Origin of the sequence: Parabacteroides faecis (genome assembly GCF_014647375.1) — a bacterium.
GTDB lineage: Bacteria > Bacteroidota > Bacteroidia > Bacteroidales > Tannerellaceae > Parabacteroides > Parabacteroides faecis.
Genome location: NZ_BMPB01000012.1, coordinates 157,318 through 171,841 on the forward strand (window position 1 = coordinate 157,318; position 14,524 = coordinate 171,841).

Here is a 14,524-nt window from a genome sequence, read left to right on the forward strand (position 1 = left end):
AATTTATTTCGATAATAATCTTAAAATAAGAGCTTATGAAGAAGCAAATGTTTTATGAGGCCAGCGGGAAAATCTGGAGAATCCCCTTGTTTGTCGGTCTCTTTTTTCTTGCCTCAAGTTTGTATGGATATTCAAACGAGCAGGCAAAAGCTTTCTCAATTCAATTAGAAAATGTATTGTTAAGTGAAGCCATTAACCAGATCGAAAAAGCGAGTGGTTACTCCTTTTTTTATGATGAGAATAAAATAGATTTTTCTCATCGGGTCAGTGTAAATGCAAAGAACCAGACTGTTGCCAGTATTTTAGATAGCATTCTGAAATCGACGGGATTAGCTTATGAGATTTCGAATAATCAGATTGTTTTATTGCCGGATGAAAAGAGAGCAACCGGCAGAAATGGATTAGAGCCAATTGCAACAAAGGTACAACAGCAAAAAACTACGATAACAGGAACAGTTATCGATAATTTAGGAGAGCCTGTAATTGGGGCAAATGTTGTTGAAAAAGGAACAACTAATGGTACTATTACAGATATGAACGGAAACTTTTCTTTGAGTACATCTCCAAATGCAACTTTGGAAGTTTCGTTTATCGGGTATATAACTCAGCGTACACCTGTTAAAGGTTCAACTGTAAATATAACATTAAGAGAAGATGCACAGGCTTTGGATGAAGTTGTTATTACCGGTTTCGGTATGTCACAAAAGAAAGAATCTCTGACGAGTGCAATTTCTTTAATTGACTCCAAAGATATAGCCCGTTCTTCTGCCTCTACATCTTCGGGTGCATTGGTTGGTAAGATCGCTGGTGTGAACTCCCGTCAGACGGATGGTCGTCCGGGTGCAAGTACCGGTCTTCAGATTCGTAATATGGGTACTCCGTTGTATGTAATAGATGGTATCCAGACGGATGAAGGGCAGTTTAATAATATTGACTTTAATGATATTGAAGCGATCTCTATATTGAAGGATGCTTCTGCTTCTATCTATGGTGTACGTGCTGCCAATGGTGTAGTAGTTGTAACAACGAAGAAAGGTCGCAGAAATACAAAGAATACGGTGACTATCAACGCACGTTATGGCTGGCAGTCTGCATCTGCATTCCCAAAACCCGCGGATGCTGCTACCTATGTTTCCAATTGGATACAATCGGAAACGTTACAAGGAGTGGAAGAACAGAACCGTAAGTACACGATGGAAGATTTGGGTAAGTGGCAACAAGGAACAGAGAAGGGTTATCAATCATTTGACTGGTATGATTTCATCTGGGAAACATCTCCTCAGTCTTATGTTTCAGCCAATGTATCCGGTGGATCTGATAAGGTAAATTATTATTTCTCTTTAGGGTATATCGACCAGGATGCTATGATCCGTAATTATGGCGGTTTCAAACGATATAATACGCAGATGAATATTGATGCTCAGATTACCGAACGTTTTAAAATGAGTGCATCTATGAACGGACGTATCGAATCGCGTGTCAATCCGGGTGTTCCGGGTGGTGACGACTATTGGTTGCCGGTATTCGGTACTTACCGAAATCTTCCGACAGTTCGTCCATTTGCAAACGATAATCCTAAATATCCGGCATTAACATCCGGTAATAAGGATGTGAATTTCGGTCTGTTGAATTATGATATTTCCGGTAAATATCAGGATGACTGGCGTGTAATGCAACTTACATTCAATGGTGAATATAAGATTATCGACGGATTGACGGCAAAGGCTCAGTTCGGATTCTACTATGGTCAGCGTGAACAGAATAACCAGGAAAACGAATGGGACCTGTATCGTTATGATGAAGATAAGGATGAATATATCATTGTGGATGGTATGCATAACCCTTACCGGGACAGAACGATCAAAAGAGTCCAGGATATTACGACAAATATTCAGTTGAATTACAAGAAAAGTTTTGACGATCATCATATCGATGTAATGGCAGGTATGGAGTCTATTAAACGCGATCAGCCGGAACATTTTATCCATTCAACTCCAACATCCAATACGTTACATTTAATAGATGTAGATGAAATTGTTGAATTTAATGATTATGGTAATAGAACGGAAGCCCGCTTGGGTTATACTTTCAGAGCCAATTATGATTTTGCATCTAAATATCTGTTAGAATTCTCCGGACGTTATGACGGTTCCTGGAAATTCCCGCCTAATCACCGTTGGGGATTCTTCCCATCAGGTTCTGCCGGATGGCGTATCTCAGAAGAAAATTTCTGGAAAGACAGTAAGTTGTCGAATATCGTAAATGACTTTAAGATCCGTGGTTCTTATGGTTTGTTGGGTGATGATAATCTGGGAAAAGATGGTGATAATAAAGACTATTATAGCGCATTTGATTATATGGGAGGATACAATTACAAAGATGGTGGTTCGACTATTGACGGCGCTTATGTTGTCGGCTCTGTTCCCCGTGGTCTGCCCGTTACAACTATCTCATGGATAAAAGCTAAAATACTGGACATCGGTTTTGATGTTTCGTTCCTTAATAATCGTTTGTCCGGTCAGTTTGACTATTTCCGTCGTACACGTGATGGTTTGCCTGATCGTCGTTATGATGTGTTGATCCCGGCTGAAGCAGGTTTTGATTTACCTTATGAAAATTTGAAATCAGACGTGCATACAGGTTATGACCTGTCTATCCGGTGGAATGATAATGTAGAAGATTTTTATTATTCGATCGGAGTGAATATGACTTATTCACGTTTCCTGGATTGGAATCAGTATAAACCTCGTTTCGGTAACTCATGGCATTATTATCGTAATTCTATTGATGAACGTTATGGCAACCTGAACTGGATGCTGGAATCTGACGGACAATTCCAGAGTTGGGAGGAAATTGCTGCCTGGCCGATTGATAATGACCGTCAGGGTAATAAAACAATTCGCCCGGGAGATATTAAATATGTCGATCAGAATGGTGATGGTGTAATTAATAGTATGGATGAACGTCCTTTAGGATATAAAGAAGGTGGTACTCCCATTGTAAACTTTGGTCTTAACTTCAGCTTCCAGTGGAAAGGTTTTGACTTGGCATTCGACTTGACAGGTGGTGGTTTGAACAGTAGATATCAGGATTATGAGCAACGTAATCCGTTCCATGACGGAGGTAATAATGCACAGTATTATATGGAAGATACCTGGCATTTAGCTGATATTACAGATTCGAACAGTGCTTTGATCCCGGGTAAATATCCGACTTTATTGATCGGGAATTCAGGACACAGTAACTATTGGAAGAGTGATTTCTGGATGCATAATGTACGTTATATGAAGCTCCGAAATCTTGAATTCGGTTACTCATTACCGAAATCGATACTGGCTAAAGCTTTTATTACTGATTTACGTTTGTATGTTTCAGGACAGAACTTACTGACTCTGACCAATACTCATGGTATAGACCCGGAAATTGAGAATTCGGCAGGTCTGGCTTATCCTACAACACGTATTATTAATTTAGGTCTTACTCTTAAATTCTAATTAGTATGAAAAAGAAATATATTTATTCTGCCTGTTTGGCTTTTACATTGGCATTTTGCGGATGTTCCGATTTTCTGGATCGGGATCCGGACCGTATCTTGTCTGATGAACAGGTGTTTAGTGATGAAAAAATGATTACCTCTGTTTTGGCTAACTTCTATGGTCGTATGGAATGGGGACAACGTATAACAGATGCCGGTTCTTATGTTTGTCTGGACGAGGCTTTACGTTCGAGCGGAGGTCCTGATTTATTCCGTACTTTTGGTGACGATCACTGGCGTATTTATGATTACGGATTGATACGCAATATCAACCAGTTTTTGGCCAGCTTGAATAATACAGATGTAATATCTGAAGAGAGAAAGAACCAGCTTCGCGGTGAAGTTCGTTTTATGCGTGCCTATACTTATTTCTGCATGTGCAGATGTATGGGAGGAATGCCGATTGTTGGCGACGAAGTGTTTTCGTATGAATCGGGAATGGATATCACTACTTTACAATATCCTCGTTCGACAGAAGCAGAGTTGTATGATTACGTTATTAAAGAATGTACCGAAATCGCAGCGGATGGAATGTTACCATCTGAAGCTTCCAAAAATTCAGCCCGTGCAACCAAATGGGCAGCGTTGGCATTAAAAGCTCGGGCTGCTGTTTATGCCGGTTCTATTGCCAATTATAATAACAAAATGGAGAATCCTGTTTCTACTCCGGGTAGCGAAGTCGGTATTCCGGCATCTAAAGCCTCTGAATATTATAAGATAGCATATGATGCTGCGAAAGCTGTGATTGATGGAGGTGTGTATGTGTTACAGAATAATATATCTGATAAAGCAGATAATTTCTATGCTGCAACTACATTGAAAGATAATAATACCGAAGTTATTTGGGCACGTGATTATAAAGGTCCGTCCAATTATCAGGGATGGACTCGCGATAATGTTCCGTCATCGCATGCCGAAGATATCGATCAGGCGTATTTAGGCCCGGTACTAAATCTGGTGGAAGATTTCGAATACATCGGTAATCGTGATGGAAAACTGAATATAAAAAATTCTGACGGTAGCTATATCGCTTACGATAAGGCAATAGACCTGTTCAAGGATAAAGATCCTCGTTTGTTTGCAACTGTAATAGTACCGGGTTCTTCTTTCAGAGGTTCGGAAGTCGTATTACGCGCAGGTGTTAAACGTAATGAGAGCGGTGAATGGAAAAGCTATCATGGCAAACGTGGACAGGATGTGACTTCAAGAGGTTTGATCATTACTCCGGTAAATGGTCCGATGACTACCGGTGACGACCAATATGTAAACAAATCAGGTTTCTTTGTCAGAAAGTTTATGGATGAAACTGTCGGTGCAACCACCCGTGGCCGTGGTTCTGAAGTATGGTTCCCTCGTTTCCGTGTATCGGAAATGTATCTGATTGCTGCTGAAGCTGCCATGGAAATGAACGATCAGGATAATGCTTGCCGTTATTTGAATGCAGTTCGTGAACGTGCCGGTATCCAGCCGTTGAACGGAACTATCACACTGAATGATATTGTTCGTGAAAATCGTGTGGAGTTTGCTTTTGAAAACCATCGTTTCTATGATCTGAAACGTTGGAGACTGGCTGATAAGCTTTGGGATAACAATGAGAACACCTCGACGGCCATTCATCGTGTATTGTTCCCTTATCAGATTGATCAGGTGGGCGATCCGAATGACTTGAAATGGGTTTTTGATGCTACAACAACTTATATGTCTCCGTATCCTCGTTATTTTCAACCGAAGAATTATTATAACTTTATTAACCAGGATTGGATTAACAGGAATCCTAAGATGGTGAAGAATCCGTATCAATCTTAATTAAAAGGTAATGAGAATGAAAAAGATAATATATAATATAGCCTCATTATTGTTGTTGGCTGTTTTTGCCACTAGTTGTGGTATGGATAATTACGATGCTCCCGAATCCAAGTTGTATGGCCAGATCCTGTACAAAGATGCCGGTGGCGTAGAACATCCTTTACAGGTGAAAGGTACCGGAGAAGCCATAAAACTCTCGTTATATCAGTATGGCTGGCAGTTATCAGATGGTATAACGTTGTATGCCGACCAGGATGCTAAGTTTGAAGCCATTCTTTTTGACGGTGATTACCATATGATTACAAACAATAATAATGGTCCCTGGAAAACGGTACAGATATCTGAAGTAAAAAAAGATACAGTCGATTTTACACTGAAGGGTAGTACCGAAGTCAAGATCTATGTGACTCCTTATTTTATGATAGAAAATGCTGCAATCAGTCTGAATGGAACTAATTTATCGGCTACCTGTGCTGTAAAACAGATTATTTCTGATGCAGCGATAAATACGCAAAGTGTGTTTATTAGTTCTACCCGGTTTGTAGATGAGCAGACGAATTTCGCACGTATGGACTATTCTGAAGATAAGTCTGCCGGGAATAAAAACTTCTCATTCGCGATAACCGATGCATCACAGCTAAAATCTTTGGAGAATGCAAAGAATCGTACAGGAAAAGTGTATGCTCGTATAGGTATTAAGGCAGAAGGAGCTGACCAGTTTATTTATTCGGAGGTCTTCGAACTTGCTGTAAAATAAATTGCTTTGTAGGAGGGGTGTGTCATTAGATAATGATGCACCCTTTTTTTATTATGACCTCAAAATATATAGTTATGAAAGTACATGCCTTTGGCTATTTATATTTTTCAATATAGAAATATTTATACAATGATATAGAAAGTGGGATTTACTTATTAATTTTGACCCATTGAACTTTCAGGCAATTATCTCATTCTAGATCTCATTTACTTATATTAAATAACAATATCATGAAAAAAGTTGTGTTTATTTGCTTTCTCTTCTGTTTCTTTTTAGGGGGAGGGATTACTATGAAAGGGCAAAGCCCGAAAAAGTTTACATTACCAACTCCCTGGACCGATAAAGCATTGGAAGTTGCTGTTCCTTTGCCGGAATATCCGCGGCCACAAATGGTGAGGACGGAGTGGTTGAATTTGAATGGTGTATGGGATTATATGGGTGGAAAAGACTTACAGGACCCGGTGTCGGCAACTTCTGTCCCGACATTCCCCGTTAAGCCGGAACAAATCAGGGTTCCTTTCCCTCCGGAGGCAGAATTATCAGGTATTGCCCGCAAAGGGGGTACTTGTCTATGGTATCGTCGAAGTTTTACTATACCCGGAGCCTGGAAAGGAAAGAATGTCTTATTGAATTTTGGTGCGGTAGACCGTATTTCGACTGTGTTTGTGAATGGAAAGAAAGTGGGCACACATACAGGAGGATATGATGCTTTTACTTTTGATATTACTGCTTTTTTGAAGTCGGGTGAAAATACTCTTGTGGTCGGTGCCTATGATCCTAACGATGGAAAGGCAGCATCCGGTAAAAACGGGCCGCGTGGCGATTATACTTTTACGTCCGGTATCTGGCAGACAGTCTGGTTAGAGCCTGTAGAAAAACAATATGTTTCTCGGATCAAGCTGATCCCCGATCTGAAGAACAACCGTTTGGAGGTGCTTGTTAACACAGATAATGACGGGTTAAAAGTTTCAGCAGTAGCAAAAGATGGTGGAAAGGAAATAGCGAAAGCGGAAGGAACCGTTAATGGTAAGTTTTATATTCCCATACAGAACCCTCGTCTCTGGACTCCTGAAGATCCTTTTTTGTATGATTTAAAGTTACAGCTGAAGAATACGAAAGGTAAAGTAGTGGATGAAGTCGATTCTTATTTTGGAATGCGCTCCGTTTCTTTAGGAAAGGTGGATGGAGTAAACCGCCCTTTATTGAACGGTAAGTTTGTTTTTCAAATAGGGTTGCTGGATCAGGGATATTGGCCGGATGGTATTTTTACGGCTCCGACGGATGAAGCATTGCTGTATGATATAGAATTAGCCAAACGGGCCGGTTTTAACGTGATCCGTAAGCATATAAAAGTGGAACCGCAGCGTTGGTATTATCATTGTGACCGCCTGGGATTGATGGTCTGGCAGGATATGCCTAATCTTTGGGAACCGGATGGTACCGATTCTGTTGCTGTACGTAAGCAGTTCCGCGAAGAATTGAAAGTAATGATCGATCAGCATATCAGTTCACCTTCCATTGTGATGTGGGTTCCTTTTAATGAAAACTGGGGAGCGTTCGAGGTTACTGATATAACAGCCTGGGTGAAAAAGTATGATCCGAGCCGCCTGGTCAATGGCCTGTCCGGTTATAATTATGCTCCGGGTTACCGGCCGGCCTATGGCGATCCGGGTAATGGTGATTTCGTCGACATGCATCATTACGGCAAAATAGAGCCGAAGGCAATGCCTCGTCCGGATGAGAAAAGAGCTGCGTCTCTCGGTGAGTTCGGAGGGAAAGGATTATTTGTCAGGGATCATTTATGGCCTGTAAGGAATGATGCTTATGAAATGATGTTGAACAAAGAGGTACTGACCGATACATATATACTTATGCTTAACGAATTGGAGCAAATGATTAAATACTTTGGCTTGAGTACGGCTATTTACACGCAGACGACGGATGTGGAGCACGAAATAAACGGGTTGGTCACTTATGATCGTTGGGTTGAGAAGATGAATCTGGATAAGGTTAAACAAATCAACCGGGAGGTAATAGAAGGTACGCGGCAGAAATAAGTAGCATATCTGTGTGAGGAAGGTAGCACTATAGTGTTGACTGGTGTAAGTCTATAGTGCTGATAGATGTAGGTTTATAATGTTGATACATCTGAGTCTATAGTGCTACCTTATCCTTTTTCAGTATTTAGAATACAGGGATTTCAGCCTCCAGTGAGGGGGTAGAGCCGGTTACCTCCGGCCAGTCGTTTACCCATCTGACCTGATCGAGCATCAGAACACGTCCGGTAGGATTTTCTTTACTCACCGCATGATAAAGCATCCAGTCGTTTCCGGCTTTGTCAGTCACTATTTCCGAGTTATGACCCGTACCGACAAAAGCCTCATTTCCGCGAATCAGTATCTCATGATGGTTTTCCATCATCGGTTGCCCCTTTTTGTCCACATAAGGACCGAACAGGTTTTCTGAACGGCCGACTACGGTTGTATAGGTGCTTTTTAATCCTTCGCAGCAACTGCCGATAGAGGCGAACAGGTAATAATATTTGCCACGTTTATGAATATAAGTTCCTTCATAAGCTGTACCGGCTACCTGTTTTTTCTCTGCTCCTTCCTTCAGAGTTAGTCCGTCGTCTGACAACTCTATCCCGTAAATTCCCCGGAAGCTTCCCCAGAACATGTACTTTTTGCCATTCTCTTCGATGTAATACTGGTCGATGGAGTTTTGCACACCTATCGTATTGCTCCTGAACATCATCCCCCGGTCGGTAAAAGGCCCCTCCGGTTTGTCGGCAGTTGCGACTCCGATACCGCAGGTCCATTCTCCACCCCAGACGGACATGGAGTAATATAAAACGTATTGCCCGTTGATATAATTGATATCAGGTGCCCACAGACCGCCTTTAGGCTCGAAAGTCGGACGGGTTTCGTCTGTAAAGGCAGTACCTACTTCTTCCCAGTCTACCAGGTTTCTGGAACGGTGGATAGGAAGATTACGGATATTCTCCGTTGCATACACGTAAAAGTAACCGTCATCGGCTTTGATGAGGCTGGGGTCCGGAAGACTGTAATCGATGACAGGATTCCTATAGGTCTTATTTTCTGTTTGTAGCGGCTTATCGGCCAGACAGGCTGTAAGCGATGCGATCCCGAATAAGGATATAAAAAATAATTTTCTCATATAGCTGTTGTCTGAATGATTGTTTGAATAACAACGAATTAGAAAGTGCCTTAATGAAACGAACCGGTATTTTCATCCAGGCTGAATACGGAAGACATGGTTTGTATCCCTTCCTGATCCTTTAATGTACATAGAACGTTCTTATCCCTGTCTACCAGGAACAGATGATCCCGTTTTTCCGGATTTACATGCCCGACCCAGTTGGTGAAGAGCAAGCGCCCGTCAGGGAAATATTGCATGCCTCCCAGAAACTTTAAAGGCTCTCCGGGAATGTCCTTGTTCGATATTTCCCATACGGTGTTGCCTTTTTTGTCTAATTCGACAATGCGGGGATTCTGTGTCTTATCGGCTACGGCGACCAGTGTGTGGCCGTTCGGCAGCCGGATCACAGAATGGGGACCGCCGGGGACCTGTACCTGCCAGACCACTTCTCCTTTTGAATTGTATTCTTTGACGTATTCCCCTCCGTAATGCGCAACGAGATAATTACCATTATCCAGTTTGCGGGCATTACGCATAAAGGCAAATGTTCCGTCTGAGACACCTTCCGGCAGGATGCATACCTCACTTACGATTTTCCCCCCGGGAGAAACTTCCAGTAAGCGTCCGGCATTGCATTCACCGATAAAAGTATTCCCGTTTTTCAGACGCTGGCAGGCGAAGACGGGACTTTCCGAAGCATAATAAAAGACGGTATCGTTTTGCCGGGTCACTTCCAGCACTCCTTTGCCAACCGAAAACAATAAGTTCCCATTCGGAAGTACCCAGAGATCATTCGATTCCGGAGCCTCATGTTGCCAGACGATCTTGTTGTTTTCCATAATGAAAACGATCCCCTGGGAGTAATCGGCTCCGGCGAAGTTCCCGCATTGTGCCAATACATTAAAGCAGTGGATGCAGGAAAGAAAAAGGATATAAGTAAAATGTCTCATAATGTTGTTTCTTAAAGAGATAATACGTATTCTGCCAGCTCGTTCAGTTCGTTTTCCGACAGTGTTTCTGCGGGGCCATGCACTTTCAGCATTTCTTGCATGGTGTAGCTGCGCCCGTCATACAGGTAAGGAGCTGTTCTCCATACTTCGTTCAAGGCGGGAACATCCATTTTTACGTTCTTATCCGGCCCGTTCGTCCAGTTTACTTTGTATTGTTTCATATCCGTATAATAAGTACCCGAATGACAAGACGCACAGTTTTTCTCGAAATGTACCTTCCCTTTTTGGGCAGCTTCAGATAAATTACCGTTTACCAGGTAAGGACTCGGAACCGGTGACAATGACTTCAGGTACACGTCGATAGCCGGAGCTATTTCTTCGGTCGAGGCAGCAAATAAGATATACTTGATACCTGAGATGACAGCCGTTTCTGCATCTTTACGAATACCGGAAACCATACAGGGAGGAGTCTGGTGGGATAAAACCAATGTCTTGGTATTCTTAGGATTCCCCATGCCGTCGTTCAGCAAATCCCAGTTCAGGCCGTCCATGCGGGCATCGTTGGGATGGCAACTGGCACAGCTCTGCCATTCCTGGAAGCCGATGGAAGCATCGTGGAAATACATATCGCCTTTCCCTTTTTGAGTGGATGCGAGCGAGGTACCCAATGAGGTAGAAACCATATCTTTGCCGCTTCCGTTGAAGGCAACCAGTTCTCCGGTATAGTAATTCGCCGTATAGACTTTATCCGGTGTGACGTACAAGGCACGGGGACCTTTCCCCTGCGTTTTGTAGAAATCGCGGATGCCGTATAAGAAACCTGCATCATCTAGGATATGCGCATAATCTTTGGTTGAAGGAGTTACTTTTTCGCCGTCTTTTGCCCGTGCCAAGCGGTCATGCAATGAGGTTCTGTCTACACATACCAGTTCGTGAGTTCCGGAGACAGAGATCCATATTTTACTGTCATCCGGCGAAACGACAACGTTCCACGGATTGGAGGCGCCTTTCTGCGGAGTGTCCAACAGGATCGTGTTTTCCACTTCCTGTGTATGCAGATTGATGACGGACAGGACATTCGTACTCATCCATCCCCGGTCTACCTGGTTGGTCGGGAGCTGGTAGCGTGCCAGCAGATGAACGGCATACGCATAATCGCCTTTGCTGTCCGTAGCCAATGCTTTTACATCTGTGGAACCGTTTGGAAGCTGTAAGCGTTTCACTACCTTTTTATTGTTTACATCGACAATATCCAACTGGCAGGCAATCGGATAAGTGAGCGATGACATTTCCGGCAGGTTGTTGGCAACCAGCAATAAGCTGTCGCCAGCGAATGAAACGATGTCTACCGGTTCGCGGCCTACGGTAATCCGGTTCAACACCTCTTTGGTTTCCGGAGATACTTCCCACAGTTCGTTGTTGAAGCGTTGGGTTGTCCATAAAGAACCTGTCTGCCGGTTGAACAAGAGGGCAGAAGGGGTGTGTCCCAAGGCTGTTTGAGAGATAACGGACAGGTCTTTTCCGTTCAGCTCACATAAAGAACCCCCAACGCCGTCGCACACCACCCAGATATGCCGGTTGGGCGTTTCCGTCAGGTCGTTGGCGGCGGTTGGCAATGTCACTTTGATACCTGTATTCTTTAAACGGGTATCGATGAGGCATATTTCTTTTTTCTCCCGGTTTGTCACCAGAAGTCCGCCTTCTTCTCCGGCACTCCATATATGATCCGGAGCAAAAACATCATTCCCGTTGCATCCTGTCAGGGCAGCCAGGCACAGACAGGCTATATAAGTCCAGTTTATTTTCATAATCTTTACTTCTTTGCTTTTAGCGATTGAAGATACTGACGGATGTTTTCTTTCTCGGCAGCCCGGGATGTTTCCCGCTTCTTCTCATAATACGTATAATAATCCTTCTCCTCCTGTGTCCAGTTGTTTGCTTCCCGGTAATCACCGATGAACGGTACGCACAGGTCGATCCATAAAGCGATCGTTTCCATTTCTTCCTTGCTCAGGTTGCATCCGCCGTGCCCGTTTTCAAGCCGTTTGATCAGGTTGCTTGTGTTGGAACCGGCAAAATAAGGGGCGAGCAACGTCGGCTCGGACAGATTGCTTATCCAGTTTACTTCCGGGTGATGAGCATCTCCCTGCCAAGAGTCGTTGTCTCTCGTCATCTGGCGGGCATGCGTCAGGCTCAGATAAGAGTCTGAGAACTTGCGCTTGGTCTGCTGGTCGACTACTTTCAACTCGCCTTTCAGGCTCAGTTTGCTTTTCACCCCGTCATGGCAGGATATGCAATGAGCATCCCAGATAGGCTGCACCTCTTTGATGTAGCTGAAGCAACGGTCGCCAATTCCTTCCGGCTCGATCTTTTGGATACCGGTATTCATCGCCATAGATACCGGATGCGAAGCTACCGGAACCGTATTTTTATGTTCATGGCATCCTACGCAACTTTGTGTTTCTCCCGGCTGCAAAGTCGACCAGCTACGCATGGTTTGTACAACGCGGTTGTTTTCATCCAATGCCTGGAAGTATAAAGGTGTGCGGCAAGGCACTTTGAAGAAGGCCGAACCGTCCGGCTGCACATCTATCGTTCCCAGTATCCGTTTTACGTCCCAGCTGGCATTGCCGACTCCTACCGGGGAAAAGGCATGTCCGCCGCCCCCCGCATCAAAGCCATAAGCGGCACCGATACTGGCTACGCGGTAGATGGGTTCGACAATCCGCAGTTTCTTGATCGTTCCCGGCTCGATGCCTTTCAAACCGTTTCCTTCGTAAATGTTCTGCATATAGTAGACACCTTCCTCTTTCGTGTAGTCCACATTGTTTACACGCTCGAAAGGACGTTCACGTTCGGCTAGCAGAACTGGCTGATTGCAGGATATGCTGGCATCCGAAACCAATAGTTCGCGTTCTCCGTCCGGTGTCATCCAGTAGATACCAAATTCCATCGGATGGCCTACGTGGTAGCCTAGCGGCGTATAGGAAATCAGAAACTCTTCTTCATTCAAAGGGTAAGGGTGTTGGAACTGGTCGCCGAATTGTCCGTAGGTATCGACTTTTACAGCTTCCGGCCTGTGGAGCGGGGCAACCAACATGACACCTTCGTTCTCATCGCGTCCGGCTTCAGGGTCGATGATGCATAATTTACCGTGTTGAGGAGTGTGATGACCGAGGATGGTTGCCATCACCTTTCGTGTTCCGGGGATTTGGCGGGTATGTGTGACCGTGGTAGGGAAGAAGCTGTTTCCTCCGTAATACTCAGCCTGTCCGGTACCGTCCGGATTCATCTGGCAGAGCGGTTGCATAAATACCTGGCCACGGTCGTTGTATTCCCAACGGGTATAGACAACGCGGCCGTCGTCGAGCAGTGTCGGATTGGAGGTATGCACCTGGTCGAATCCGACCTGCCGCATATAACGACCTTCGCGGTCGCAAAGATAGAGGTTGCTGACTTCTACGGTCCAGCAGTCTACCGCACTACCGTTGCGGGTCGAGTTGAACAGGATATTTTCGTCCGGCAGATAGATCGGCTCTATATCGGCAAATCCCAGGCCGGAAGTGATCTGTTTCAGTTTCCGGGAGGGCATTTCTATTTCGTACAGGTGGAAGTCGTCTTCTTTCTGTGACTTCTTCCATGCAAATAATATATGCTTTCCGTCGAAATGTACGTCCGGATCACGGAAAACGCCGGCTGTATCTTTCAGCAAGGTTTCTTCTTTTGCCCAGATACCATCCATCTTAAAAGATGCCAATTCTCCCCCGGCAAAGAAATTACATTCCGCACGGGCATCGGACAAACCTTCCGTATAGGCAAAGAAAGACGGACGCAGCGTACGGAATTTGGTAAACACAACTTCGGGAGTGTTCTTTATAAATGAAGCCAGCCGCTGCTCTCTTCTTTTCGTACAGGCGTCGAGATAGGAAGACAAAGCCTGTGTGATGCTTTCCGGGGTATCGGTTACTTTTGTTTCCAGCTGTAGTTTGTGCAGGCGTTCGCTGATCTGACCGGAAAAAGTCCCGTCAAACCATTTCACATTGCTTCCATCCTGTAGCCACCAGTCGTAATAGACGGGATAGTGATGATATAAATGCAGATGCGCCTCCCGGATCAGGGTGGCGGTACTGTCTTTTGAGACTACCCCTTCGGTAGCCTTTATTTTATTGAATCGGTCTTGTATTTCGGCTATAAATTCCTGCTTATCGGCGGGATGGTAATCTTTATACTCGTTGTTCTGACAGGCTGCCAGTACAACGAGTATAAGTCCCATTCCTATTTTGTGTAAGTTATTCATGTTACTCCCTTCTTTATTAA

General features: G+C 44.1%; 8 protein-coding genes. 4 read left to right on the forward strand and 4 right to left on the reverse strand.

Annotation, left to right across the window (positions count from 1 at the left end):
* Nucleotides 1–35: 35 nt before the first annotated feature.
* The 4 genes from IEY67_RS17945 to IEY67_RS17960 all read left to right on the forward strand — a co-directional run bounded on the left by IEY67_RS17945 (nt 36) and on the right by IEY67_RS17960 (nt 8,155).
* Nucleotides 36–3,494 carry a TonB-dependent receptor gene (locus tag IEY67_RS17945; protein ID WP_183670979.1) on the forward strand — a complete coding sequence of 1,153 codons (3,459 nt, stop codon included), beginning with the start codon at nt 36–38 and terminating at the stop codon, nt 3,492–3,494.
* 5 nt (nt 3,495–3,499) lie between these two features.
* On the forward strand, nt 3,500–5,341 hold the full coding sequence (locus tag IEY67_RS17950) for a RagB/SusD family nutrient uptake outer membrane protein (protein WP_183670977.1): 1,842 nt from the start codon (nt 3,500–3,502) through the stop codon (nt 5,339–5,341).
* A 16-nt stretch (nt 5,342–5,357) separates the two neighbouring features.
* The gene (locus IEY67_RS17955; protein ID WP_158583191.1) at nt 5,358–6,098 is read left to right on the forward strand and encodes a DUF3823 domain-containing protein; all 741 of its coding nucleotides are present in this window, start codon (nt 5,358–5,360) and stop codon (nt 6,096–6,098) included.
* Between the two features lie 230 nt (nt 6,099–6,328).
* Nucleotides 6,329–8,155, forward strand: a complete 1,827-nt coding sequence (locus tag IEY67_RS17960; RefSeq protein WP_183670975.1) for a glycoside hydrolase family 2 protein — start codon at nt 6,329–6,331, stop codon at nt 8,153–8,155.
* A gap of 127 nt (nt 8,156–8,282) precedes the next feature.
* Here IEY67_RS17960 and IEY67_RS17965 read toward each other — a convergent pair whose 3' ends face one another.
* Genes IEY67_RS17965 through IEY67_RS17980 form a run of 4 tightly spaced genes read right to left on the reverse strand, consistent with a single transcriptional unit; the run spans nt 8,283 to nt 14,504 of the window.
* Nucleotides 8,283–9,275 (reverse strand): family 43 glycosylhydrolase, encoded by a 993-nt coding sequence (locus IEY67_RS17965; protein WP_183670973.1) that lies wholly within the window; start codon nt 9,273–9,275, stop codon nt 8,283–8,285.
* A gap of 50 nt (nt 9,276–9,325) precedes the next feature.
* On the reverse strand, nt 9,326–10,207 hold the full coding sequence (locus tag IEY67_RS17970; RefSeq protein ID WP_183670971.1) for an aryl-sulfate sulfotransferase: 882 nt from the start codon (nt 10,205–10,207) through the stop codon (nt 9,326–9,328).
* 11 nt (nt 10,208–10,218) lie between these two features.
* Entirely contained in the window at nt 10,219–12,015 is a 1,797-nt protein-coding gene (locus IEY67_RS17975; protein WP_183670969.1) for a c-type cytochrome, read from the reverse strand.
* A 5-nt stretch (nt 12,016–12,020) separates the two neighbouring features.
* Nucleotides 12,021–14,504, reverse strand: coding sequence for an HzsA-related protein (locus IEY67_RS17980; RefSeq protein WP_183670967.1), 2,484 nt, complete (start codon nt 14,502–14,504; stop codon nt 12,021–12,023).
* Nucleotides 14,505–14,524 lie beyond the last annotated feature (20 nt).

Excerpts from the sequence above, each read along its gene's own strand:
- IEY67_RS17980 (WP_183670967.1), bottom strand. The coding sequence starts at position 14,504 with ATGAATAACTTACACAAAATAGGAATGGGACTTATACTCGTTGTACTG.
- IEY67_RS17965 (WP_183670973.1), bottom strand. The coding sequence starts at position 9,275 with ATGAGAAAATTATTTTTTATATCCTTATTCGGGATCGCATCGCTTACA.
- IEY67_RS17955 (WP_158583191.1), top strand. The coding sequence starts at position 5,358 with ATGAAAAAGATAATATATAATATAGCCTCATTATTGTTGTTGGCTGTT.
- IEY67_RS17970 (WP_183670971.1), bottom strand. The coding sequence starts at position 10,207 with ATGAGACATTTTACTTATATCCTTTTTCTTTCCTGCATCCACTGCTTT.
- IEY67_RS17950 (WP_183670977.1), top strand. The coding sequence starts at position 3,500 with ATGAAAAAGAAATATATTTATTCTGCCTGTTTGGCTTTTACATTGGCA.
- IEY67_RS17945 (WP_183670979.1), top strand. The coding sequence starts at position 36 with ATGAAGAAGCAAATGTTTTATGAGGCCAGCGGGAAAATCTGGAGAATC.
- IEY67_RS17960 (WP_183670975.1), top strand. The coding sequence starts at position 6,329 with ATGAAAAAAGTTGTGTTTATTTGCTTTCTCTTCTGTTTCTTTTTAGGG.
- IEY67_RS17975 (WP_183670969.1), bottom strand. The coding sequence starts at position 12,015 with ATGAAAATAAACTGGACTTATATAGCCTGTCTGTGCCTGGCTGCCCTG.